Source organism: uncultured Ruminobacter sp. (genome assembly GCA_902764345.1).
Taxonomy (GTDB): Bacteria; Pseudomonadota; Gammaproteobacteria; order Enterobacterales; family Succinivibrionaceae; genus Ruminobacter.
The window spans coordinates 22477-46969 of sequence record CACWVT010000004.1 but is presented as its reverse complement, the minus strand read 5'-3'; the positions used below and the strand labels follow the sequence as shown (position 1 = coordinate 46969).

General features: G+C 48.6%; 19 protein-coding genes and 1 pseudogene. 5 read left to right on the top strand and 15 right to left on the bottom strand.

Annotated elements, in window-relative coordinates; all coding sequences use genetic code 11:
* Positions 1-13: 13 nt before the first annotated feature.
* Together proB and QZU58_RS01610 are read left to right on the top strand one after the other, a co-directional pair.
* Entirely contained in the window at positions 14-1120 is a 1107-nt protein-coding gene (proB, locus tag QZU58_RS01615) for a glutamate 5-kinase (RefSeq protein WP_294494181.1), read from the top strand.
* 9 nt (positions 1121-1129) lie between these two features.
* Entirely contained in the window at positions 1130-2389 is a 1260-nt protein-coding gene (locus tag QZU58_RS01610; RefSeq protein WP_294494178.1) for a glutamate-5-semialdehyde dehydrogenase, read from the top strand.
* 71 nt (positions 2390-2460) lie between these two features.
* Here QZU58_RS01610 and QZU58_RS01605 read toward each other — a convergent pair whose 3' ends face one another.
* The 7 genes from QZU58_RS01605 to mltB all read right to left on the bottom strand — a co-directional run bounded on the left by QZU58_RS01605 (position 2461) and on the right by mltB (position 9879).
* Positions 2461-3408 (bottom strand): glycosyltransferase, encoded by a 948-nt coding sequence (locus QZU58_RS01605; RefSeq protein WP_294494174.1) that lies wholly within the window; start codon positions 3406-3408, stop codon positions 2461-2463.
* A gap of 290 nt (positions 3409-3698) precedes the next feature.
* Positions 3699-5147, bottom strand: a complete 1449-nt coding sequence (modF, locus tag QZU58_RS01600; RefSeq protein ID WP_294494171.1) for a molybdate ABC transporter ATP-binding protein ModF — start codon at positions 5145-5147, stop codon at positions 3699-3701.
* A gap of 297 nt (positions 5148-5444) precedes the next feature.
* Positions 5445-6254: an ElyC/SanA/YdcF family protein gene (locus QZU58_RS01595; RefSeq protein WP_294494167.1), complete on the bottom strand. Its 810-nt coding sequence runs from the start codon at positions 6252-6254 to the stop codon at positions 5445-5447.
* 65 nt (positions 6255-6319) lie between these two features.
* Positions 6320-6616, bottom strand: coding sequence for a DUF493 domain-containing protein (locus QZU58_RS01590; RefSeq protein WP_294462652.1), 297 nt, complete (start codon positions 6614-6616; stop codon positions 6320-6322).
* Complete coding sequence (locus QZU58_RS01585; protein ID WP_294462654.1) at positions 6616-7824, bottom strand: D-alanyl-D-alanine carboxypeptidase family protein; 1209 nt, start codon at positions 7822-7824, stop codon at positions 6616-6618. The genes QZU58_RS01590 and QZU58_RS01585 overlap by 1 nt, the downstream gene beginning before the upstream one ends.
* Positions 7825-7869: 45 nt before the next feature.
* Positions 7870-8733, bottom strand: a complete 864-nt coding sequence (locus QZU58_RS01580; protein WP_294494164.1) for a septal ring lytic transglycosylase RlpA family protein — start codon at positions 8731-8733, stop codon at positions 7870-7872.
* Between the two features lie 21 nt (positions 8734-8754).
* On the bottom strand, positions 8755-9879 hold the full coding sequence (gene mltB, locus QZU58_RS01575; protein WP_294462649.1) for a lytic murein transglycosylase B: 1125 nt from the start codon (positions 9877-9879) through the stop codon (positions 8755-8757).
* Positions 9880-10395: 516 nt separating this feature from the next.
* Between mltB and QZU58_RS01570 the strand changes: the two genes are divergently transcribed.
* Positions 10396-10920 carry an S-ribosylhomocysteine lyase gene (locus QZU58_RS01570; protein WP_294462647.1) on the top strand — a complete coding sequence of 175 codons (525 nt, stop codon included), beginning with the start codon at positions 10396-10398 and terminating at the stop codon, positions 10918-10920.
* A gap of 366 nt (positions 10921-11286) precedes the next feature.
* Positions 11287-12165 carry a DUF2799 domain-containing protein gene (locus QZU58_RS01565; RefSeq protein ID WP_294494161.1) on the top strand — a complete coding sequence of 293 codons (879 nt, stop codon included), beginning with the start codon at positions 11287-11289 and terminating at the stop codon, positions 12163-12165.
* 195 nt (positions 12166-12360) lie between these two features.
* Here the strand turns inward: QZU58_RS01565 and rodA are convergent, their stop codons facing one another.
* The 8 genes from rodA to leuS all read right to left on the bottom strand — a co-directional run bounded on the left by rodA (position 12361) and on the right by leuS (position 21915).
* Positions 12361-13497, bottom strand: coding sequence for a rod shape-determining protein RodA (gene rodA / locus QZU58_RS01560; protein WP_294494158.1), 1137 nt, complete (start codon positions 13495-13497; stop codon positions 12361-12363).
* On the bottom strand, positions 13497-15464 hold the full coding sequence (gene mrdA / locus QZU58_RS01555; RefSeq protein ID WP_294494154.1) for a penicillin-binding protein 2: 1968 nt from the start codon (positions 15462-15464) through the stop codon (positions 13497-13499). Before mrdA ends, rodA begins: the two co-directional genes overlap by 1 nt.
* Before the next feature lie 5 nt (positions 15465-15469).
* Positions 15470-15940 (bottom strand): 23S rRNA (pseudouridine(1915)-N(3))-methyltransferase RlmH, encoded by a 471-nt coding sequence (gene rlmH / locus QZU58_RS01550; RefSeq protein ID WP_294460459.1) that lies wholly within the window; start codon positions 15938-15940, stop codon positions 15470-15472.
* Between the two features lie 43 nt (positions 15941-15983).
* Entirely contained in the window at positions 15984-16304 is a 321-nt protein-coding gene (gene rsfS / locus QZU58_RS01545) for a ribosome silencing factor (RefSeq protein ID WP_294460461.1), read from the bottom strand.
* 352 nt (positions 16305-16656) lie between these two features.
* On the bottom strand, positions 16657-17310 hold the full coding sequence (gene nadD / locus QZU58_RS01540) for a nicotinate (nicotinamide) nucleotide adenylyltransferase (RefSeq protein ID WP_294494152.1): 654 nt from the start codon (positions 17308-17310) through the stop codon (positions 16657-16659).
* Complete coding sequence (gene holA / locus QZU58_RS01535) at positions 17303-18346, bottom strand: DNA polymerase III subunit delta (RefSeq protein ID WP_294494148.1); 1044 nt, start codon at positions 18344-18346, stop codon at positions 17303-17305. The genes nadD and holA overlap by 8 nt, the downstream gene beginning before the upstream one ends.
* A gap of 15 nt (positions 18347-18361) precedes the next feature.
* Complete coding sequence (locus QZU58_RS01530; RefSeq protein WP_294460468.1) at positions 18362-19093, bottom strand: hypothetical protein; 732 nt, start codon at positions 19091-19093, stop codon at positions 18362-18364.
* A 245-nt stretch (positions 19094-19338) separates the two neighbouring features.
* A complete protein-coding gene (gene leuS / locus QZU58_RS01525) occupies positions 19339-21915 on the bottom strand; it encodes a leucine--tRNA ligase (RefSeq protein WP_363174807.1) in 2577 nt (858 codons plus the stop codon).
* Positions 21916-22327: 412 nt separating this feature from the next.
* Between leuS and rlmKL the strand changes: the two are divergent.
* Positions 22328-24484 (top strand): annotated as a pseudogene (gene rlmKL / locus QZU58_RS01520) (bifunctional 23S rRNA (guanine(2069)-N(7))-methyltransferase RlmK/23S rRNA (guanine(2445)-N(2))-methyltransferase RlmL); the annotation flags it as partial.
* Positions 24485-24493: the final 9 nt, after the last annotated feature.

Genomic DNA, 24493 nt, shown 5'->3' with positions numbered 1-24493 from the left:
CGGATTTAAGAAATTGAACGCAAAGACTATAGTTGTAAAATTTGGTACCTCAATGCTTACTTCAGGTACTAAACGCCTTGATCCAGCACATATGATTGAGGTGGTAAGAGTTCTGTCCGCCCTGGCCAAAAAAGGGCATCACATCGTTGTTGTAAGTTCCGGTGCTGTTGCGGCCGGACGTGAGGTTCTGGGTTACCCGGCTCTTCCGAGAACCATAGCCAACAAGCAGATGCTTGCTTCCGTTGGGCAGACCTTCCTGATGAATACCTGGCAGAATCTTTTTGAAATCTACGGACTTCACATCGGTCAGATTCTGCTGACAAGAGCGGATCTTGAGGATCGTGAGCGTTTTCTGAATGCCAGAGATACTCTCGGTGCCCTTATCGCCAATGACATCATTCCGGTTATTAACGAGAATGATGCGGTTGCCACTGCTGAAATCAAGGTTGGTGATAATGACAACCTTTCTGCAAGGGTTGCAATCCTTTCTGATGCGGACATGCTTATTCTGCTGACCGACCAGAAGGGACTCTACACTGCTGATCCCCGTTCAAATCCTGATGCTACACTCATCAGAACCGTGGAAAAAATCACTCCGGAAATAAAGGCTCTGGCAGGTGACAGCGTCAGCGGACTCGGTACCGGCGGCATGGCTACCAAGCTGCAGGCAGCAGAAATTGCCACCAGAAGCGGTATTGAGGTTGTAATCGCCTCCGGTGATGATCCGCGAATTATTGAAAGTATTGTAAACGGTGACTACACCGGCACCTCCTTCCGTCCTGAAAGTGATCCGCTTGAGGGCAGAAAGGCCTGGATTCTTGCCGGTCCTAAGCCAAGATGCTCCATTGTTGTTGATGCCGGAGCGGTAACGGCTCTGAAGGCAAAAGGTTCAAGCCTGCTGCCTAAGGGAATTATCGGAGTTGAGGGCGAGTTCCTGCGCGGTGATGTGGTTAACATAAGTGATGCTGACGGCAGGGTCGTAGCCCACGGTATCAGCAGATACACCAGTGCCGAGCTTAACGCCATCTGTGGTCACAGGTCTGAAGAAATAGAAGATATTTTAGGTTACGAGCACGGACAGGTTGCCGTTCATCGTGACGATTTAGTGGTTTTGGAGTAAAAGAATACCATGGATATGAATTTATTAGGTCAGAGAGCCAAGCAGAGCTCTTATGTTCTGGCATCCCTGTCAACCGCCCGCAAGAATGAGGCTATCACCAAAATTGCCGACATTTTACAGGATTCGGTACAGGAGATACTTGAAGCAAACGCCACTGACCTTAAGAATGCCCGCGAAAGCGGAATCGGTGAAGCCATGCTTGACCGTCTCATGCTTAATGAAAAGCGTGTGAATGATATTCTTTCAGACATGAGAAAGGTCGTTCTTCTTGACGATCCTGTCGGTTCCGAATATGACAGCAGGGTGCTTCCTAACGGACTCAAGCTGTTAAAGCGCAGGGTGCCTCTCGGGGTTGTGGGGGTTATCTATGAAGCCAGACCAAACGTAACCGTGGACATTACCTCACTCTGTCTCAAAACAGGCAATGCGTGCATTCTCCGCGGCGGCAGGGAAACCTTCAACACCAATGCCGTTATTGTGAGAATTATCCAGAGAGGTCTTGAGGCTGCTGGACTTCCAGCCGCTTCAGTACAGTACATTGAGGATCCGGACCGCGCCTATGTTACCGAGCTTCTGCACCTTGATAAATACGTGGACATGATTATTCCGCGCGGTGGTGCCAAGCTTCACATGCTCTGCAAGCATGAAAGCACCATTCCGGTAATTATTGGCGGTTTCGGCGTCGGTCATATTTTTGTGGATGAATCAGCCGATCAGGAAAGAGCTCTTGACGTTATTGAAAACTCCAAGATTCAGAAGCCTAGTGCCTGCAACAGCGTTGACACCATTCTGGTTCACAGAAACATAGCTTCCTCATTCATTCCGAAGCTTGCTGCCCGCATGACTGAAAAGAAGGTTAGAATGGTTTGCCACGGTGAGGCCCTCGCTTATGCATCTTCAGTTGCCGGAAGCATGGTTACAGAAGGTAAAGAAGAGGATTTTGCAACTGAATGGCTGTCTCTTTGTTTGAACGTGGCCGTTGTTGACGGTCTCGATCAGGTTATTTCCCATATGCAGAAATATGAAGCCTGCCACTCTGACGCCATTCTGACCAACGACCATGCAAATGCCTTAAGATTCGTGAATGAGGCCGGTTCTGCATGTGCCTATGTTAATGCGTCAACCCGTTTCTCTGACGGGGCCCAGTTCGGTCTTGGCGCAGAGGTTGCAATTTCCACCCAGAAGCTGCATGCAAGAGGTCCTATGGGCCTCGTTGAGCTCACCAGCTACAAGTGGATTATTGAAGGTGATTACGCCGTTCGCAGCTAATCCTCAGTATGCATGATAACGATAAAGGGATTTACGTATTCGTAAATCCCTTTATGTTTTTCTGGTCCTGTCTAACTCTTCTGACGTCCGGTAAAGTTAAGGAACAGCCAGGATCTTATGCGGTTTTTAAGCGACAGATGCTGCGGCTTATATATGCCTGCATCCTTAAACTTCCTTAGCAGCGGCCAGGTGTAAACGTACCATTCCTTCTTACGTGCGCCGTTTTCTGAGTGAATGGGTTCGGTAACTGCGAACTTGAAGAATCTGTAGGCCATTCTTCTGTTTACGTATTTTCTGGAAAGGCAGGACATTTCCTTATCCTTAAATTCCTTCAGTATGAGTTCCGCCACCATGAAGTTGTTCATGATGATTTTTTCTGAGAGAGAGGTGTTTACGGCAGAACCGCTTCTGTCTCTGTAATAATAGAGTCGTTCCGGTACATACGCTATTTTTTTTGTGCGGTACATGATTTTGTATATGTATACCACATCCTCGCCAATGGCAATGTTTTCCGGGAAGGAGATGTCCTTTATCAAGTCCCTTCGAAAGATCTTGTTGGGAGTGTATATCTTTATATCGAGTTTTTTGGTGACGAAGTTTTCAAAGACGTTGTCATGGTAATTCGGCGCCACCGGAGCCGTGCTGAGAAGTTTTTTGTCTCTTGCGATTTCACAGTAGGCAATGTCGGCTTTGCCGTCCCTTACCGCATCATACATCCTTTCGAGAAAGAATGGAGAATATTCATCGTCGGAATCAAGATAACATACATATTCTCCGGTTGCGAGTCCGAGACCTGTATTGCGTGTTGCGGAAACACCTCGGTTTTCCTGAAAAACTGCCCTGATTCTTGAGTCCTTAAGTGCATATTCCTTAAGTATTTCACCGCTGTTATCAGGACTTCCGTCCACCACGCATACCGCTTCCCAGTCCGTAAATGTCTGTGAAAGCAGAGAATCAAGGCAGGCAGGCAGATATTCTTCGACATTGTATATAGGAATTATTACTGATATTTTGGGCATCTGTTTTATCCTGAAAATGTTCCGAAACACGGGCCGTCAGGCGTGTGCTCCTTAATTATGGTTATCGGTTTGATCGGAGTTCTCGGTTATCTTCCGTTCTTTATGATTATCATGTCTGTTGAAAACATAAAATGTCGGCGGGAGAAAATAAGGCCGGGAGGAAACCTTCCGACCTACTTTATTAGAACGGAGAAATGATGTCAACATTCCTCCTCTTCGGCTTTTTCAGAATATGATCCTGAAAACAGGGAATCCCTGCTTTGTTTAAGGATGTCCTTTCAGTGAGCGAATTATTTGATTTCCACGTCAAATGTTCTTGTGCCGTTGTCCTTGAAAATCAGGTGATGGGTTATTCCTCTCGGAGCATCCTCCTCATGATGGGATACGAAGAGAATCTGGGTTTCACCGTTTTTCATCAGGAATTCAACGAATCGTCTTACGAGTTCGCGGCTGAGTGCGTCAAGTCCCTGCAGAGGCTCATCCAGAATAAGGAGCGGCGGCTGCTTGACCAGGGCTCTGACGATAAGCACCAGTCGCTGCTGTCCATAGGACAGTGATCTGAAACTGCTGTTCGCCTGTTCCCTGAGACCTAAAATCTTCAGCCACTGCATGGCCAGATTTATCTTCTGGTCTCCGGGCTGTTCATAAATGCCGATGGTATCGAAGTAGCCTGAAAGAATAACGCTGATTACGGAGCAGCTTACGCGGTAATCAAGGTGAAATGACGGACTTACGTAGCCGATGTGCTTCTTAATGTCCCAGATTGTTTCTCCGCTGCCTCTTCTGATGCCGAAGAGGGTAAGGTCATTGCTGTACCCCTGAGGATTATCACCGGTTATGAGTGACAGCAGGGTGGATTTTCCGCAGCCGTTAGGTCCGCTTATCTGCCAGTGTTCGTACGGATTTATGGTCCAGTTGAGTTTATTGAGGATTACGTGATCTTCATACTGTACCGTTACGTCTTTAAGTACGGCAATAGGAATGGAACGGTCGATGGTGTCACGACAGTCTTCAGGTACTTCGGGAAGACTGTAGATTTTCGGAAGCTTTTCATAATGGGTAAGCTGCTTAACCTCACTGTTGTTGAGAACCTCGTCCTTGTCACCGAATTTGACCAGTTCCTTGTCCATGATGAGCCCCAGCTTCTGACATACCGGATTGATTTCGTCAAAGCGGTTCACTGTAACAATGATTGACTTGCCCTGATTGTAGACATCGATCAGCATCTGCTGCAGATCCTCTCTGGTCTTTACGTCAAGTCCGTCAAAAGGTGAGTCCAGAACAATCAGGTCCGGTTCCTTGAGCAGTGCTTCAATGATTAGGGTTTTTCTGCCTTCACCGCTTGAAAGCTTGTGGTATGAGCGGTTTAGGGCATAGCTGAAATGAAGTGATTCGCACAGTCTGCTGATGACTCTCTTGTCTTCGTTAACCTTAAGAAACATTTCCATCGGTGTGTAGCCGATAAGGTCACTCTCGGTATCGCTGTTGCGTCTGTTGAAATCCTCCTCAATGAACTCCAGCTGCTTTTCAAAGGAGATGTTGGCAACCTTTACTGATTCCGGCACCGTACCGCTTGAAAGCTTGAGTTCATTGCAGACGGCTCTCGCAAAAAGACTTTTACCGCTGCCGTTCTGTCCTATGACGGTGCAGAAACAGTGATCGTCCAGGGTAAGGTTTTTTAAACAGAAATGAGCCTGACCGTCTTTGGTCAGAAATATACAATCTTTCCAGCTGTACATGATAAATCCTATGTTTGTATTTGTTGTAAAAACCAGGACATGATTCCGTGAGTCTGAATCTCAGTATCTGAAAGTTTTGCGACAGAGAGGGAATATGCATAAGTCCACTGCAGGGTATTTTAAATAGTTCGGACTGTTCTCTCAACAGGTATTTTACGGCTTCTGCAAAAGAAGATGACTGGTAATGGCCGTAACGTACATAACGGTTAGAGGAATCGCCTAACCGGTGCATTAAGTCCCTGCAGCAGGGAAGCCACGGTACGTTTTTCGTTTAGGGGACTCAGTCCCGGTCCGATGCTATTCCGTTTGCGGCTCCGAAGGTTTATCAGCTTCTTCGGAGACGACGTCATTATGCTGATTTTTGCCGTTTTCAGCAGCTTCATGGTTTCTGTCCGTAGTGCTCTCATGGAGCTGGGCATGTTTCGGTGAAATGTTTTCACCGCCGATTTCAATCGAATCTCCCAGAAACTTTGGCTTGCTGTTAAAGAGGTATACGTCGAGAATGCACTTTAATCTGGCAAAGAATTCCCTGACGTTTGACACGAAAAAGTCCTGTCTCGGTACGTGTGCATTGAACGCAATGGCATTGATGCCGTTATGCCTTGCTATGTATATGGCTCTTTCGTTATGAAAGTCCTGACTTATGATGGTTACGCTGTCCTGCTTGAAGATGTGTTTTATTCTGACTACGCTGTCAAGGGTTCTGAATCCTGCGTAATCCAGATATATGTGATCAGGGGGAACTCCCATCTTAATCAGATCCTTACGCATGGTGCGCGGTTCATTATAGGATTTGAGGGCATTGTCTCCGGATACCACGATATAGTCGATCTTGCCGCTCAGATAGAGTTCCACCGCAGCGTTGATGCGGTTCAGATAGTATTGGTTGATCTTGTTGCGGGATACGAATTTTGAGGTGCCCAGCAGCAGACCTGTACGGTTGTGCGGGATTTTTTCAATGGAGTTGTATGTATAGGCGGACATGCGCGAGATGTCACTCATCATGATGCATGTCAGAACAAGCATCAGAAGCACAAAAATGGCGAATACGTAAAAAACCTTCCTAAGGAAGGTTCCGTATTCGATTGAAAATGAGTTCTGACGCATATTACCTGAATTCCGTATTTAACGGCCACTGTACCGGGATGGTGTGGCCGTTTCCTTAGCCGACATTATAGCACATGCTGAATGTGCGGGAGTTCAGCACCTTCCTTGTAGATCCTGTAGAGGATTTCCTTGTCGTTAACGGTGGTGGTAACGTTGAAGGTGATGTACTTGCCGGTACGGCTCTTGCGGCCGGCGCTGATGTCGCAGGCAAGAGTCAGCTTATCAGCAAAGAATGCGGAGATGATCTTTTCCACGGCATCATTGTTGTTGCCGATGAACTTGAAGGTCAGCTTTGCCGGAAACTCAATGAGTTCCTCAAGCTTTGGTTCTTCCTTTTCCGGAGCATTGGTATTTTCGGTCATTAGAATAAATCCTTAAAAAATATCACTACGTGGTCCCAGGTTCTGGATGCGAATCCGCCTTCCTTGATTTCATCAAGAGCCACCAGATTGGTTTTATAGATAACCTTTCCGTCAAGTGAAAGGTTCAGCACGCCGATCTTGGTTCCCTTCTGGATAGGGGCTACCAGGTTTTTCTGATCAAGCGAGTATTCGGCTTTCATGCGGTTTACTGAGTTTACCGGTACAACCAGACTTACGTCGGAAGCAGTACCGATGCTTAGGGTATCCTTGTCACCGAGACGTACTTCCTTGGTCGCAAGAACCTGTCCCTGCTTGAATGCTGTGTATGGTTCATAGAAGCGCATACCGTAACGCAGAAGTTCCTTTGAATGGGCAGCACGTTCCTTTTCGCTGACGTCACCGATGATAACGGAAATCAGTCTCATGCCATTGGTAGGATGTACTGCTGATGCCACAAGGTTGTAGCCTACCTGACTGAGGTGACCTGTCTTGATGCCGTCGGCGTTAATGGTGGTGTCCCACAGCAGCTTGTTTCTGTTCATCTGTTTGATGCCGTTGAAGGAGAATTCCTTTTCGGAATAGATGGCGTATTCCTCAGGAAGATCCCTGATGAGCGCACGGCCCAGCAGAGCCATGTCGTAGGCTGTGGAGTAGTGGTTTTCGTCATAGAGACCGTGACTGTTCACGAAATGAGTGCCCTTGAGACCGATTCTCTTAGCCCATTCGTTCATAAGTGAGGCAAAGGAGCTTTCGGAACCTGCAATGTGTTCTGCCATTGCTATGCAGGCGTCGTTGCCGGAAGCTATGATGATGCCCTTGTTGAGAAGTTCGACCGGAACTTCCTTGCCAACTTCAATGAACATTTTTGATGAGTCTGAGTAATTTTTGCTCCAGGCGTTTTCACTGATGGTAACCTTGTCGTCAAGGTGAAGTCTGCCGAGTCTGATTTCCTGTCCGATTACGTATGAGGTCATCATTTTGGTGAGGGATGCAGGATCAATCTGATCCTCGTAAGCTTTCCCGAAAAGCACGCGGCCTGAAGCGTAGTCCATGAGAAGATAGGCGCGGACGTTAGGTGAAGGCGGTTCCGGAATGTGCTCGCTCGGAGCCGGAGGAGGAAGGACGCTTGATTCAGGCACGTTAACCGTGGCATCTGCCATGGCGATTGCCGAACCGGTAAGTAACACGGATGCAATAAAAGTTGATATTATCTTGGATAACATTTGTTTTCTGTTCCTTTCATTAATTTTTTATCAGTCTGCCGTAAAGAAGGCTCCGGAATATCCGCACTGCTTTATTTTTGACAGGGTCGATGCGGCTTCTTCCTGTTTGAGAGGACCGACCTTTATTCTGTATGCCTGCTGGTAGTTCTGAATGAATACCGGCTTTCCGGTTTCTTTCGCCAGACTGTTTTTTATGTTTTCCGCCTTATTATAATCCATGGTGCTGAAAATCTGAATATAAGGCTTGTATCCGTTGAGCAGATTCATGCTGGTCTGTTCATCGTTTGGCACTGTCTTGATGAGTTCCACGCTGACGCGGGCTGTGCCGGGACCGATTACGCCTATCTTGGAGGCTGCACCTTTGGAAAGATCCAGTATTCTGTTGCCGTGGAACGGTCCGCGGTCGTTAACCCTTACTATGACGGCCTTGCCGTTTTCCAGATTCGTAACCTTAAGGAAGCTCGGGAGAGGCAGGTTCTTGTGAGCGGCGGTATAGCCGTTCATATTGTAAGGTTCACCGTTCGACGTGTTCTGTCCGTGAAATCCCGGACCGTACCAGGAAGCGGTACCTTCCTCGTAATAGCTGTCCACGTCGCGCCATACCTTATATTTCTGACCGAGAACGACATAGTCCTTGTTGCCCCTGACGCTGTATTTTTCAGAAGTGAGCTTGGCTCCGGTGACATTGGTAAGATCCACCGGACGGGTCTGCGGTGCCGGACGGCTGTTGTTCGGGCCTGTGCCGTAATATGCACCGGAGGTGTTGGCTCCTGTTGTGACGGCCGGGTTGCCACCGTCTTCCACGGAAGGGTTCTCACTGACGGTGACGCAACCCTGCAGAAGCAGGCCTGCACCGAAGCAGACTGATGTCATGGATGATAAAAATTTGTTCATGCGGTTCTCCCGGAGGCGGAATTATCTGTGTTTAGGGTGAACTTTGTCCTTTTTGCGGCTGTCAGGCTTCTTAACCGGCTTTTTCTGCGGTGCGGCTGCCGGCTTAGTAATTTCACGGCTGAGATCATAGACGGCCATGGCGTACAGCGGACTCTTATTGTATCTCGTAATTACGTAGAAGTTATGGAAGCCGATGTAGTAATCCCATCCGTTTTCAGTTTGGAATCTGAACAGGCGGCACTTTACGGCATTTCCGTAACGTTCGGAAATGATTACGCCTTTCTTTCTGAGTTCGCCCACGGTAGTGTTAGGCTTGGTGTCTCCAGAAAGAAGCGCTTCGACTTTCGCCGGAGATGTTACCTTTACCTTTGATGTTACCGGTTCGCCGTGCTTCCACTCGTGCTCGTGGAAGTAGTTTGCCACGCTGCCGATGGCGTCATATCTGTCACGGAAGAGATTCTTGTGACCGTCTGCGTTGAAGTCAACGGCCCATTTCATGTAGCTCCATGGCATGAACTGTCCCATGCCCATGGCTCCGGCGTAAGAGCCTTTGATATCATTGTGTTTCCAGCCCTGCTGCTTTGCCAGCTTTACGTAGTTCGCAAATTCCCTGCTGAAATATTCGGCTCTCTTTGGATAATGGAAGCCCAGGGTATAAAGGGCATCCAGAACTCTGTAGTTGCCCATGTTTGCTCCGTAGTAGGTTTCAACGCCGATGATGGCGGCCACTATTTCCGGTTCCACATGGTAGGTGTTTTCAGCCTTTTTGAAGATTGCTCTGTTGGTCTTCAGGAATTCACGGCCTTCGTTGATTCTTTTCGGTACAATGAAAATTTTGCGGTACTGGTACCAGGGTTTGGCTTCTCCCGGTCTGTTCATCGCGTCAATGATGGACTGTTTCTTTTCTGCCTGCAGATAGGCGGTTCTAAGTTCATCGTAGGTGATTCCGCCAGTATCATTTGCAAGTTTTTTCAGGAGAGCATCATCCTTTGGCGGAATGTGTGATTTGATGCTTTGCGGCTTTTTGCCATGGTGATGCTGTTCCACACCGTACGCCGTATGGGAGCCCGTGGCGGCTTCGGCACTGAGGCTGATGCCCATGGCACTGATTAATGTGCCGATTAGAAGGGCGGATAATCTGTTCAAAATAACTCTCCTCATTCTGATTGCTTGTCCTGCACCTCCGGAAAAAGTCCGTTACAGTTCAGGAGTACGTACTTATTGAGACCGACTGGCGGCTCATTTGTTTCACGTTTTCATATTTAAAATGAATAAAAAACGCCATCCTTTTGCCCGGGTGGCCGTATGTGTCGCAGAGCGGCCGTAAAACTGTTCCAGTCGCCTAAGTACCTTATTTACGGTTGCCTAATATAACATAATTACCGTGTTACTATAATCGCAAAATTCACAAAATATTAAACTTCGGGCAGATATGTTCACGACCTGCCAAAAAGTATTTTCTTGATGACTGTGCGTGATGCGGCAACCCTGTTCATATAACCTTGCGGATGCGTGAACGTTGAGTTTTTCAAAGTCACTCTTCCGTAATGTTCCGACAGGTGAAAAACCAGTGGGCGATATTATTCGGAGCTCGTTCATAGGCGTGTTTTATGATAAGATAGTGGCAGAAAAACATAACTTGAAACAGGAGCAGAAAAGTATATGGAATTAATCCGGAGTTTTTCAGTTGATCATAACCGCATTGTGCCCGGTATTTTTACCAGCAGGGTCGATCATCTTGGCGACTATTCTGTCACCACATACGACATCAGACTCAAGAGACCAAACAGGGAACCGGTTATCAATGTTGCGGCAATGCATTCTCTTGAACACATTATTGCCACCTATCTCCGCAACAATCCGGAATGGAAGGATGAGGTTGTTTACTGGGGACCTATGGGCTGTCTTACCGGCTTCTATCTCATTCTCAAGGGGAACAGGGCTTCCGCCGAGCTTTATGATCTGATGCTGAGTGCATTCAGGGCCGTGGCCGACGCACAGACCGTACCAGGTACCGCTCCTGAAAACTGCGGATACTGTCTCATGCACGATCTGGGAATGGCCAAGTGGTACGCTGCCGAGTTTGTTGAATATCTTGAAGCAAATGCCGATAACGCCGACATTTTCGAGTATCCTAAGACTGAAAGGCTTGTGACTGAAGACGGCAGACACTTCTTCGATTCATAAATTTTAATCCGCTGTGATCATGAAGACTCCGGCATCTGTTTTCGTGCAGTGCCGGAGTCTTTTCGTTCCGTAACGTTCGCAACTGTCAGGATCTGTTTTCTCATTCTCGGTTCGGTGCCGGTTTCGGGTCTTTTTTGCGACATTGATTAGAAATAACCGTGAAAGCCTGTTTTTATGTCAAAAAAACGATTAGTCCGTGAAGCGTTTTTATTTAAATGCGGTTATTGTTAATGTACGATCATTGCCGCCACCGGAACAGTTTCAGTCATGGTTTTGCGGGCTCGGTGACGGCGCATTGCGTTAAGGAACAGAGGGGCTTTAAACGCTGACGCTGATTTGATTGGTTTCATAAGTGGATGTACATACATGGGTAGATTATTATTCAGTGCGGCGACGCTTGTAATTGCCGCTGCAGTTTCCGGCTGTGCCGTTATGTCAGAAGAGGAATGCTACAATGCCGACTGGTCACAGGTGGGCTATGACGACGGCGTGAACGGCAGGCCTTCATCAAGGTTCAATGAGTATGTGGACGCATGCTCCAGATACGTTAACGTTAACAGAAGTGCCTATGATTCCGGACGGAGACAGGGGGCGGATGTATTCTGTACCAATGACAGGGCCTATCAGCTCGGTATGGAAAATCAGGAGGTTTCCGATATCTGTACCATTTCGTCAAACTACCATAATTTCAAAAAATATTATACAAACGGCGTAAATGTTTACAATGAATGCCGGCCGCTGTATCAGACCGACGAATATCTTACAAGTCTTAATGATTATGTTTCAGATTTCCGTCTTGGAGCACTTCATTCACAGCTCATGGCAGACAGGGATTATCTGATGCTTAACAGGGCTAATCTTGATAACTACTGCAATTACGTGAAGAGCAACGGATATGAGGGAAAATTCAGACGTACCGACTATTCCCGATTCATTGACGGAATGCCGTATCCTGCCGCCATTGAAGCCGCTGCCGATGCCGAAAAAATGTTTGAGGACGTGGACAGGGCCTACAGGGAAATCGATCGCATGATTGATGAGGCGAGACGCTGTGAGGACAGAGCATCCGACAATGATGACCGTTCCGAAAGGGATCGCTGCAGAAACCGTTCGAGATGTCTCATTAGGGAGAGGGAAAGACTTTCAGAGAATGAGAAAAAGGAAGTTTGGAACTATTCCCGTAACCTGAATTACACGGGAACACTGTACCATTCATGGATTGATGACTACAGAAAGTGCAGATAGTTGCTGACGATTTTTCATATGTCGCTTCTTACGGTCGGTGCGGAATTTTAGTAACGATCGTCTTCGGAGCGGCGGGGAGAATCCATGCCTGGTTTCACAGGCATTCTAAACATAAAACCGTTCCGGTATGAATTTGAAAACATCACGGAACGGTTTTTTCATAAAAGTGCTTCACGTTACGGAGAACCGTGTGCGTCAGTAGCGTTCATCCGTAATCTTGCGGTGTGTTCTGATTGACATCAGCAGACCGAAGCCCGCACAGAGCGTAACCATGGAGGTTCCGCCGTAACTGATGAGAGGCAGAGGCACGCCTACTACCGGCAGGATACCGCTTACCATGCCGATGTTCACGAAGATATAAAAGAAGAATGTGAGCGACAGGGTGCCTGCCAGAATTCTTTCAAAGGTGCTGTGAGCCTTTTTGGCAATATAGATGCATCTGAGGATGATGTACATGTATATTGCCATCAGGAGAAAGAAGCCCATCATTCCGAATTCCTCGCTGTATACCGCAAAGATGAAGTCAGTATGGTGTTCCGGCAGAAAGTCCAGCTGGGACTGGGTGCCGTGAAGCCAGCCTTTTCCGTATACGCCGCCTGAACCTATGGCAATTTTGGACTGAATTATGTTGTAGCCCGTGCCGAGAGGATCGGATTCCGGATTCAGGAAGGTCAGTACGCGCTGCTTCTGGTAATCATGAAGAACGTACATCCAGAGAAGAGGCAGCAGTGGCAGCGCCAGCAGGGCGCAGGAAATGATGTACCACCAGCTGATGCCGCCAAGAAATATGGCGATTATTCCGCTGGTTCCCACGAGAATTGCTGTACCCAGGTCCGGCTGCTTGGCAATCAGGGCTGACGGAATGGCTACGAGAATCACTGCCCATACGACTCTGATGAACCTTGGAGGAATCGATTCCTTGGCAAGAACGGCCGCAATGGTTATCGGCATGGCGATCTTGAAGAATTCGGACGGCTGTATTCGGATGAAGCCGAGGTTAAGCCATCTTCTGGCTCCCTTACTTATTTCTCCGAAAAACGTTACACCGAGAAGCATGACAAGGCAGAACACAAAAATGACGAGACACCAGCGTTCAAAGAACTTAACGTTTATCTGGGCGATGATTATCATGATGCCAAAGCTCAGACCGGTGTGCAGTATCTGTTTGAGCAGCATCTGATAATGCTGACCCGATGCACTGTAGAGCACGAAGAGGCTCAGAACCAGTGTGGCAATCAGACCGCCGAGAAGAGGAAGATCCACGTGAAGTCTTTCACTCAGGGTTTTCTTGCGGCTGAAGCTGTCATAGTAGCTGTCATAGGCTTCACTCATTATTTCTTAACCTCCTGATTCTCTTCGGCAAAACTCTGTTTTACCTGACGGACGTATTCGTCTATTTCCTGTTCCGTAGGTGTCGGTTCGGCCTGGTATTTGAAATAGTCGTCCATCATGGCGCGCACTATAGGAGCGGCTTCCTTACTGCCGCCGCCGATGTTTTCGGCGATTACGGCCACCAGAATTTCCGGATTTTCCTTAGGTGCAAAGGCCACGAACAGTGCGTTATCACGGTGTGTTTCCTTAAGGGCTGCGGCGTTGTACTTCGCATCCTGCTTGATGCTTACAATCTGTGCTGTTCCGGATTTGCCGCAGGCTTTGTATTTGGTGTTGGCGAAGGCCTTGCGTCCTGTTCCTTCCGCACCGTTGATAACGCGGCACATGCCTTCACGGGCATATTCAAAGAAATGATCATCCCTTACCTGAACAACCTTTTCCGTACGCGGATAAACGATTATTTCCGGATCGGAACCCGTAGGGTCATGGGCTGTTCTCAGAAGGTGCGGCACCACGTTGACGCCGTTCTGGGTGAGAATGGCGTGAGCTCTTGCCAGCTGTATGAGCGTGGTGGTCCAGTATCCCTGACCGATACCGATGGAAATGGTGTCTCCCGGAACCCAGTCATGCTTATAGCGCTGCTTCTTCCAGGCTCTGGAAGGCAGATTGCCGATGGATTCCTCCATTATGTCTATGCCTGATTTCTGTCCCATGCCGAACTTTGACATATAGGCATGAATGCGATCGATGCCTGCCCTGTATGCCAGGTCATAGAAGTAGGTGTCTGCGGAAATCTCTATGGCGCGGAACATGTCCATCATTCCATGTCCCCAGCGTCTCCAGTCTCGGAACTTGTGGGTGGATCCCGGCAGCTGGAAGAACGGAGCTCCGAAGAATTTTGCATGAGGGGTTATAAGATCCTCCTCCAGTCCCATAACCGCAAGCAGCGGTTTAACAGTGGAGGCCGGGGCGTAGCCGCCCTGAGTCACGCGGTTTATGAGCGGTTTGTCCGGATTGGAGAGTAGGGCCTTGTATTCCTTGTTCTTGATGCCTCTTACGAACGGATTAGGGTCATAGCTAGGAGATGACACGAAGGCATATATTTCACCGTTTTTCGGATTAAGCATGACAAGACCTCCGCGCTTGCCGCGCAGCAGCTGTTCGCCGCGGAGCTGCAGACGGATGTCTATGCTTAATGTCAAATCCCTGCCCGGTTTCGGAGAAACCAGGTTCAGGGTACGCTGAATGCGTCCCAATGAATCAACTTCCACCTTCTTGTATCCGCTGACGCCGTGAAGAAGGTTTTCGTAGTATTTTTCCACACCCTGCTTGCCGATGTCGTTTGTGGCTGCATAGTTTTCGGAATCGCCTTCCTCGGTAAGCTTCTTCATGTCGTCAGCATTGATTCTAGCTACGTAGCCCAATGCATGGGTCATGGTTTCACCGAGTGGGTAGTGTCTCTTGAGATTCGCCTCAATGTGGGCGCTCGGGAAACGGTGCTGGTTTACCGCAAACTTGGCTACCTGCTCCTCATTGATGTTTTCGGCAATCATGGTGGACAGGAATTTACGTCTGTATTTGCTCAGCTTTATGATGTTGTCAATGTCTTCCGGTTCAAGGTCCAGCTTGAGCAGATCGTTGAGTCCGTTAATGTCCTCGCGCAGATTCTTACTGTTTTCCGGAATGATTTCCAGGCTGAACAGAGGTCTGTTATCGGCCAGAATGTAGTGGTTGCGGTCATACACGAGTCCGCGCGGCGGAGCCAGCGGAACTATCTTGATGCGGTTCTGGTTGGAACGGGTGTGGTAGTCCTGATATCCCAAAACCTGCAGATAGTAAAGGTTTCCCCACAGAACCAGAATTGTCAGAATAACCATAACCAGGGCAAAATTGATTCTTCTGACGAATATTCTCCGTTCTGCGGCATTATCCCTGAATCTGAAGGGTTTGTAGAAAAAATTACTCATGCGCACTACTCACGGTGATAAGGGTGATTGGCCGTTATGCTCCAGGCTCTGTACAGACTCTCCGCGATTACGATTCTTACAATTGGATGCGGAAGGGTGAGAGGTGACAGTGACCAGCTGGCCTCTGCAGCCTTTTTGCAGGCGTCTGACAGGCCTTCCGGACCGCCAACGAGGAGAGCAACGTCACGACCGCCGCTCTTCCATCTGTTGAGTTCTTCGGCCAGCTGATGGGTGTTGTGCATCTTACCGGGGATATCCATGGTTACAATCATGGCTCCCTTTGGCACGGCGGCAAGCATCAGCTCGCCTTCGTGATTAACAATCTTTTCGATATCGGAGTTCTTGGTTCTTTTTCCGGCGGGAATTTCAATAAGTTCCAGTGAAACCTCCCGGGGGAAACGCTTGGCGTATTCCTCGAAGCCCATGTTTACGAAAGCAGGCATTTTGGTGCCGACGGCAATCAAATAAATCTTCATCTCTGTTTTTCAGCGGTCTGTAGGTATGGAGGTAGGTAAGATTTTAGGCAGTATAGAGCTTTTCCAGCTGATATGCGTCACGCGCCTGCGGAATCATTACGTGCAGAATAACGGAGCCTGCGTCCAGAAGAACCCAGTCACCGCTCTGCTCGCCTTCAATTCCGTAGGTTCTGATGCCGTTCCTGTGGAGGGATTCGCTTACCTTTTCGGCAATGGCTGTGGTGTGACGGGTAGAGGTGCCGGTGCAGATCATGTAGTAGTCGGCAACGTCGGAACTGTTGCGGACGTCTATGACGCTGATGTCTCTGCCCTTAATGTCTTCTATGGCACGGGTAATGTTTTCAATAATGATCTGTTCTTTCAATTTACGGATCCTTTTTCGGTAATCGGAAGTTTGTTTTATAGCGGGGAACGGTGCCGTGCCGCAGTATGACGTACGGATTTTCCGTTCCCTGAAACATACGGAATCGGTGAATGTGAATGTATCATCCGGGTCCGCATGACGGAAATATTTTCCTATGATTTTAATGTAATTTTATCGCAATGCAAAAAGATTTATGAAAGAGAAACCGTGTTTTTTAAAATTTTTCTGAAAGCATGATTTAAGAATCAAAAGGCTTCATCCGGGAGAACCGTTTCCGGGAGCGAATGGTGTCGCTGATACTGAATTTTTCCGCATGAATTCCGGTAAAAAACAGGAAAGTCAGGACAGCAGGTCAGAGACGGTTACCGTAAAGTCCGTGCTCCATGATGTATTTCAGAACTCCCGCCGACATGTATTCCTCCGCTCCGGAACCTCCTTCCCTAAGGAGATTTCTGAGTGTGGTGGAGCTTATGTCAAAAGGCCTGCTTTCGATGAAATACAGACCTCCGGATCTGTTAATCACGGAGTGATCGGTTATGAGATGGCGGCTATGGAGTTCCGCAAGCTCTTCAGGCAGATCCTCCTGCTTCAGCACGTGTCCCGGTCTGTTGAAAACGGCAATGTTGGCCGTTTCAAGAACGGTTTTGTAGTTACGCCATTTATGGAAGTAAAGCCATGAATCCATGCCCATTATAAAGACCAGTGCCGTTTCCGGTTCGTTTTTTCTCAGACGCAGAAGTACCTCTGACGTGGAGAGGTATTCCTTCTCCCTTAACTCGAAATCACTTGCCAAAAGTTCCTTTCTGCCGGTTTCCGCCACGGCGATTCTGAGCATCTCTAGACGGTCAGCGTCAGATACCTCGGCCTGCTTCTTGTAGTAGGGGATTCTGTTCGGCTGAAGAATCACCTCATCAAGCTCGAGCTCCTGAAGAGCAGTGAGCGCCATGCCGATATGTCCTGCATGAACAGGATCAAAGGATCCTCCCAGAATACCTTTTTTAATCATCAGGATACAACCTCAGCGTTTTTCTGCTCAGTGTGGCTGCTATTTCCTTAAGAATCATTACAGCCTCCTCATCCCTGAAGCTTCGAGCCATGAAATCAGCCTTTGTCAGCAGATCTATAAGGTGGTGAAGTTCTCTCAGATCCGTGTTTCTGGCCCCGTTAAGGTACATTGGTCTTTTGGCCGTGTAGCCCTTCAGCAGACGGTGTCCGGCAAAGTATCCGTCGAGGTTACCGACGGTATCCAGTATCGTTCTCATTTCATGCAGGGTGCTAAGAGCAGTTCCGGTTCTGGTAACAAGATCCATGGCGGTAATGCCGTTTTCGAGCAGTACCTCCATTATCTGCAGTCTGCGTTCCACGGTAACACGCGGATCTATCAGGGCTTCAATGTAGTCGAATGCGGAAAAGTGGTTGTCTGCGGAAATGTGGGTTCTTATGAGATCTTCGGTCACAGTCCCCTTAATGCCGCAGAGTTCCATTTTCTGCAGAATCTGAACCATGCCCTCCACGTTGCCTTCGTAGGCACTGTATAAAATGGCAAGAGCCCCCTGGTTTAGGTTAAGGCCGAGCGAGGCCGCACGCCGGCGCAGAAAATCCGTAATGAGACGCTGATCGGGATCGTAGAATATGGAAATGATGCCGTGATCTGCCAGAAAGTTAAGCGGCTTGTTCTTGTTGAGCTCGGCAAGTGTAAGTCTCGGTATCTGAATAATCAGCAGCAGGCTTGGATTAATGCATTCCGAGCAGATTTCGAGAAGCTTTTTTCCCTTTACCTTGAGATCTTTTATCTTAAGTTTGACGAGTACGCGGTCGGCAAAGAGCCCCGGACTGGTCATGGCCTCAATCAGCTCATCAGTTTTCAGTTCATCATCTGAGAATGAATACGTGTTGTCCCTGCCGAAGCCGGCCTTTGCGGCATAATTCTGCACGGTGGAAGTGGCTTCGTCCAGCCAGAACGGTTCGTTGCCGCTGAAGATGTATACGCCTTCAATCTGCTGTTTGAGTTTGCCTTCAAGTTCATTGGAGTTTATTTTCATGGCAGTTGCGGTCCGTTACCGGTCGGAATTTATTTCGACGTTTCTTTCCTGTTCCAGAGCCTTCAGTTCGTCGGCTCCTTCGATTTCAATCACCTCGGTCTTTTCCTCCTCGGTTGTACCGCCGGTGCCGTTGAAAACCACGGTTATCTTTTCATCTTCCGCCGCTGACTCAGTCTCTCCGGTTTTCACTGAAGGCTTCAGCACCGCATGCTTTATTCTGAAGATTATCTGTCCGGTGAAGATTTCAACAACTTCCTGACGGATTGTCTCTTCCTCCGTAAGCTGGCTCAGCGTGGCTCCCGATTTATTGAGGAAGGAGCGGTCAAGAGAGGAATTTATGACATACGGTTCATAGCCCTTTACGAAGAAGGTACAGCTAATCTGGTTTTTGTAGGCATATTCCATTTCCTGAGAGTCGCTTGACACAGACAGGGCTTTGCTTTCGTTCCTGAGATCGCTGCAGCTTAGGACGGGAGTGTCTCCGTTAATTTGGGCTGCGAGATCTGAGGTTCCCTGAGTGACGCTGAAGCCTTCCAAAAGCAGTTCCTTTTTCAGGTTCTTGTAGAGAATGTCGTTATTGTTGCCTACAAGAATAATGTCACTGAAGCTGTTGGAGATGTCTTCTGAGCCTGCGAGGTGAAAACCGCAACCGCAGAGAAGCGAGAGGGGGATGAGAGGGAGTATTCCGCATAATCTCTTCATAGTAATGACCGTGCCCTTTAATGTTCTTTCTGAAATCCGTGCCATGACAGTGTCCGTGTCCCGTATTTCCATAATATGCTAAAACCTTAAACATATGGGGATGGTACCGGGTTATGACCGGGGATTCCCGTATGTTTAAGGTCTTTGATTCATACCGCTTCGGGTATTTTAAAGCAGATGAGGTAAATTTTCATGCCGGAGTCTCCGATATGTATTGTCCGTCACCTGCTTTCACCTGAATTCATGCTGAATTCACGGGGAGTCGGAACGGCTCCCCGTCGGAACGGCTGTTATGCCGCAACGATGTTCAGCAGTTTGCCCTTGATGTAGATGACTTTCCTGATTTCCTTGCCGTCTGTGAACTTCGTAACGGCTTCGTCAGCAAGAGCCTTGGCCTTGATGTCATCTTCTGAAGCATCGGCAGCTACGGTCAGACGTGAACGTACCTTGCCGTTAACCTGTACGACGATAAGCTTTTCGTCTTCAACAAGAGCGTCTTCACAGACCTTAGGCCATGAAGCTTCGTCAATGCTGCCTTCGTGACCGAGAATTTCATAGAGTCTGAAACATGCATGAGGAATGATAGGGTAGAGGAGAACCACAACCGCATCATAGATTTCATACGCAAGACCGAGTCCGTTTTCGGTTGAAGTGTCGACCTTGGCTGCCTTATTGAGAAGTTCCATGATGGCTGCAATGGCAGTGTTAAAGGTCTGGCGGCGGCCGATGTCATCGGTAACCTTCTGGATGGTTCTGTGAAGGTCACGGCGAATGCTCTTTTCTTCTGAACCGAGTTCTGAAGGATTGTATGACGCAGGACGAGCCTTCTGAGCCAGAGCCACTACGTTGTTCCAGAAACGGCCGATGAAGCGCTTTGCGCCTTCAACGCCTGATTCCTGCCATTCAAGGGTGAGTTCTGCAGGTGAGGCAAACATCATGAAAAGTCTGATGGTGTCTGCACCATACTGCTCAACCATGCGCTGAGGGTCAATACCGTTATTCTTTGACTTACTCATCTTGGTCATGCCTGCGTGAACAAGTTCGTGTCCTTCCTTATCAACAGCAGTCTTGATGTTGCCCTTTTCATCACGGGTGCAGATGGCGTCAAGAGGACTTACCCAAACCTTGTTGCCGTTAGGTCCGACATAGTAGAAGGCGTCTGCCAGAACCATACCCTGACACAGCAGTCTGGTGAACGGTTCGTCACCCTTAACGAGGCCGGCGTCACGGAGAAGCTTGTGGAAGAAGCGGGCGTAGAGAAGATGCATGCACGCATGTTCAATACCGCCGATGTACTGATCTACAGGGAGCCAGAAACCGGTCTTTGTAGGATCGAGCATGCCGTCCTGATAGTCAGGGCAGCAGTATCTTGCGTAGTACCATGATGATTCCATGAAGGTATCGAAGGTGTCGGTATCGCGCAGGGCGTCAACACCGTCTACTTTGGTCTGAGCCCATAACGGATTGCTCTTGATAGGGCTCTGAACGCCGTCCATAACCACGTTTTCAGGTAAGCGTACAGGGAATTCTTCTGCAGGGCGAACTGAACCGTCAGGCATGTAGATCATTGGAATAGGTGCGCCCCAGTAGCGCTGGCGTGAAACACCCCAGTCTCTTAATCTGTAGTTAACGGTGCGGTGACCCTGATTGTTCTTTTCGAGCTCTGCGGCAATGGCGTCAAATGCCTGCTGGAAGTTCAGATTGTCGAACTTGCCGCTGTTTACGGTAAGGCCCTTTTCGGTGTATGCGCATTCGGCAACGCTTACTTCAGAACCGTCTGCCGGTCTGATTACCTGGATTATGTCGAGACCGTACTTTTTGGCGAATTCAAAGTCTCTCTGGTCATGTGCAGGTACTGACATTACGGCACCGGTACCGTAGTCCATGAGTACGAAGTTTGCAACCATGATAGGTACGGTGCGGCCGTTGAGCGGATGAATCGCATAGAGACCGGTAGCCATGCCCTTCTTTTCCATGGTGGCAATGTCTGCTTCGGCAACTTTGAGATTACGGCATTCTTCGATGAATGCGGCGAGTTCGGCATTGCTTTCGGCTGCCTTCTTTGCCAGAGGGTGAGCGGCGGCAATGGCCACATAGGTTACACCCATGAAGGTGTCAGGACGGGTGGTGTAAACATCAAGTTTGGCATCGCTGTCCTTTACGTTGAAGGTGATGGTCAGACCTTCAGAGCGGCCGATCCAGTTGCGCTGCATTGCCTTAACGGTGTCAGGCCAGCCTTCGAGAGTGTCGAGACCGCTGAGAAGTTCTTCGGCATAGTCGGTGATTTTGAGGAACCACTGCGGGATTTCCTTGATCTGAACCGGAGCGTCACATCTCCAGCACTTGCCGTCCTGAACCTGTTCGTTTGCCAGAACGGTCTGGTCAACCGGACACCAGTTTACGGTAGAGGTTTTCTTGTAGACGATACCCTTCTTGTAGAGTTCGGTGAAGAACCACTGTTCCCACTTGTAGTATTCAGGCTTGCAGGTGGCTATTTCACGGCTCCAGTCAAATGAGAGACCAAGCATCTTGAGCTGACCCTTCATGTAGTCGATGTTGCTGTAGGTCCATTTTGCCGGAGCGGTCTTGTTGTTGATTGCGGCGTTTTCGGCAGGAAGACCGAAAGAGTCCCAGCCGATTGGCTGCATTACTTCCTTGCCGTTGAGTCTCTGGTAGCGGGCGATAACGTCACCGATGGTGTAGTTACGTACGTGCCCCATGTGCAGTTTTCCTGATGGATACGGGAACATTGACAGGCAGTAGAATTTTTCCTTGTTGCTGTTTTCCACAGCCTTGAAGGTATTGTTTTTTTCCCAATTTTCCTGAACTTTAGGTTCAAGGTCATGCGGATTGTATTGTTCAAGAATAGTAGACATGATTAAATCAGAGCTCTTATTAAGTAAATTAGTAAGTAATTCATCGGGGACATCTGCCCCTTTTCCATCTCGGGGAATCCTGTCTGACGGCTGTGGCACCGGCATGCAAAGCGGTGTCTTACACGTAAGCTTCCAGACATAAATTACCGTATGCCCCATGGTACGGGTACGTATTATATTTTATTTATCCCGAAAAATACAATATATAAAGACACCGTAGGACTCGGCGACAGAAACGGCCGTCGTGTTTTCAACCGTTCGCGTATGTCTTATTTTTTAGATACGGATCTGATTTTTTGATACAATAGCGTAATCCGTGAATGTATCACTCTCGATCCGGGGACTTTATCCCCGGATCTGATTTTTTTTATTGTTGTTTTGCCGAGTTATAGAAGAACCCTCAATGCTTAAGTTTTTTGCAACATGTCCAAAGGGGCTGGAAAGCCTTTTAAATAACGAATTGATTGAACTTGGAGCCGAATCCGTGAAGGAAACGGTGGCCGGTGTGGCTTTTTCCGGGGATCTGCAGCTTGCCGTGAAGGTGTGTCTGTGGACCCGTTTTGCCACCAGGGTTCTGCTGACACTCGGCACCTTCCATGCCGACAGCGACATTGAGTTCTACAACGGTGCATACAGTCTGCATTATGAAGACTATTTTTCAAATGATGCCACAATATCCGTTGATTTCAACGGCCAGAACGCTTTCATAAACAACACGCTTTACGGTGCACTGAGAATAAAGGACGCACTCTGCGACCGTTTCGTAAAGCTTACCGATGCAAGACCGGACGTGGACAGAGAGAATCCCGATGTACGCATTAATGCGCATCTGGACAGACGCAACAACGTAACGGTGTCTCTCGATCTTTCCGGAAAGTCACTGCACCGCCGTGAATACCGCAATGTGGCAGGTGCCGCTCCGCTCAAGGAAAACCTGGCTGCGGCCATTGTCGCCAGAAGCGGTTATACCGGAGGTTCTGTAATTGATCCGATGTGCGGTTCCGGTACCATTCTGATTGAAGCCGCCATGAAGGCCTGCAACATGGCTCCGGGGCTTTTCAGAACGGCATACGGCTTTGAAAAGCTTAAGGGATTCGATGCGGCGGCATTCAACGCCATGAAGAGAGAGGCCTCTGCTACTGCCGAGGAGGGCAAACGCCGTCTTAAGGATGCAAAGGTTGTTTTTCACGGCTTTGACCGTGATGAGACTGTTATTGAAAAAGCAGTTCAGAATGCGGAAAGGGCAGGGCTTTCAGATCTGATTAAGTTCAGCGTATGCGATCTTCATGACCTTAAGAATCCTGTAACAAGCGGTAATCCGGGAATGGTAATTACCAATCCGCCGTACGGTGAACGTCTCGGTAACGTTCCGGAACTTCTGGAACTGTATACGGCCATAGGTGCCTGTCTCAAGAGGGAGTTCGGCGGCTGGAAGGCCGGTATCATTTCCTCCTCCGAGGATCTTTTAAGCTGTCTCCGTCTGCGTGCCGACAGGGTGTACAGACTTTATAACGGAGCCCTGGAATGCCAGCTCAGAACCTATACCATCAGTGAGACCGGGGCTGTCCGCACCGGTGATGAGAGTTCCTCAGGTGACGGTGAATACACTATCAGCTCCGCAACCCTGAAGGTTGCCGAGGAATTTGCCAACCGTCTTAAGAAGAACCTTAAGAAGCTGGAGAAATGGGCGGCAAGGGAAGGCATTGAAGCCTACCGTATCTATGATGCGGATCTTCCGAACTATAATGCCGCAATTGACCGTTACGGCAGCTATATCGTAATTCAGGAATATGCCGCTCCCGGCTCCGTTGATGCCCGTGTGGCTCACAGGCGAATGCTGGACATAATTCAGGTAGTTGTTGCCGTTACCGGAGTTAGGGGGGATCACGTTATCGTCAAGGTGAGAGAACGCAAGAAGGGCGATTCCCAGTACGAGAAGCTTAATGAAACAAAACATACCATGCTGGTAAAGGAATATGACGCTTCCCTCATCGTGAATCTCTGGGATTATCTGGATACCGGACTATTCCTTGATCACCGCGAGGTAAGACGCATGATTACCCGCAGAAGTGCCGGAAAGAGCTTCCTGAATCTTTTTGCCTACACCGGCAGTGCCACCGTTGCGGCGGCCATTGGCGGAGCCAGTGAAACCACAACCGTGGACATGAGCAGGACTTATCTTGCCTGGGCGAAGGATAACATGATGGCCAACGGCTTTTCAGGTAAAAATCATCAGTTCGTGCAGGCTGACTGTCTGAGATGGCTTGACCTTCCCGGCAGAAAATATGATCTCATTTTCTGTGATCCTCCGACTTTCTCAAATTCCAAGAGAATGGAAGCCACCTTTGACGTGCAGAGAGACCATGCCGCACTCATCGCCAAGCTGTCCGGAAAGCTCAATGTAGGCGGTACGCTGATATTCTCAAACAATAACCGCAGCTTCAGACTTGATGAGGAAGCAGTGGTATCCATGGGCTTTGACGTAACTGACGTGAGCGAAAAGACCGTACAGGAGGATTTTAAGCGAAACAAGCGCATTCACTGCTGCTTCATTCTCACCAAGGTGAGG

Excerpts from the sequence above, each read along its gene's own strand:
- QZU58_RS01610 (WP_294494178.1), top strand. The coding sequence starts at position 1,130 with ATGGATATGAATTTATTAGGTCAGAGAGCCAAGCAGAGCTCTTATGTT.
- QZU58_RS01605 (WP_294494174.1), bottom strand. The coding sequence starts at position 3,408 with ATGCCCAAAATATCAGTAATAATTCCTATATACAATGTCGAAGAATAT.
- modF (WP_294494171.1), bottom strand. The coding sequence starts at position 5,147 with ATGTACAGCTGGAAAGATTGTATATTTCTGACCAAAGACGGTCAGGCT.
- QZU58_RS01595 (WP_294494167.1), bottom strand. The coding sequence starts at position 6,254 with ATGCGTCAGAACTCATTTTCAATCGAATACGGAACCTTCCTTAGGAAG.
- QZU58_RS01590 (WP_294462652.1), bottom strand. The coding sequence starts at position 6,616 with ATGACCGAAAATACCAATGCTCCGGAAAAGGAAGAACCAAAGCTTGAG.
- QZU58_RS01580 (WP_294494164.1), bottom strand. The coding sequence starts at position 8,733 with ATGAACAAATTTTTATCATCCATGACATCAGTCTGCTTCGGTGCAGGC.
- QZU58_RS01570 (WP_294462647.1), top strand. The coding sequence starts at position 10,396 with ATGGAATTAATCCGGAGTTTTTCAGTTGATCATAACCGCATTGTGCCC.
- QZU58_RS01565 (WP_294494161.1), top strand. The coding sequence starts at position 11,287 with ATGGGTAGATTATTATTCAGTGCGGCGACGCTTGTAATTGCCGCTGCA.
- rodA (WP_294494158.1), bottom strand. The coding sequence starts at position 13,497 with ATGAGTGAAGCCTATGACAGCTACTATGACAGCTTCAGCCGCAAGAAA.
- mrdA (WP_294494154.1), bottom strand. The coding sequence starts at position 15,464 with ATGAGTAATTTTTTCTACAAACCCTTCAGATTCAGGGATAATGCCGCA.
- rlmH (WP_294460459.1), bottom strand. The coding sequence starts at position 15,940 with ATGAAGATTTATTTGATTGCCGTCGGCACCAAAATGCCTGCTTTCGTA.
- nadD (WP_294494152.1), bottom strand. The coding sequence starts at position 17,310 with ATGATTAAAAAAGGTATTCTGGGAGGATCCTTTGATCCTGTTCATGCA.
- holA (WP_294494148.1), bottom strand. The coding sequence starts at position 18,346 with ATGAAAATAAACTCCAATGAACTTGAAGGCAAACTCAAACAGCAGATT.
- QZU58_RS01530 (WP_294460468.1), bottom strand. The coding sequence starts at position 19,093 with ATGGCACGGATTTCAGAAAGAACATTAAAGGGCACGGTCATTACTATG.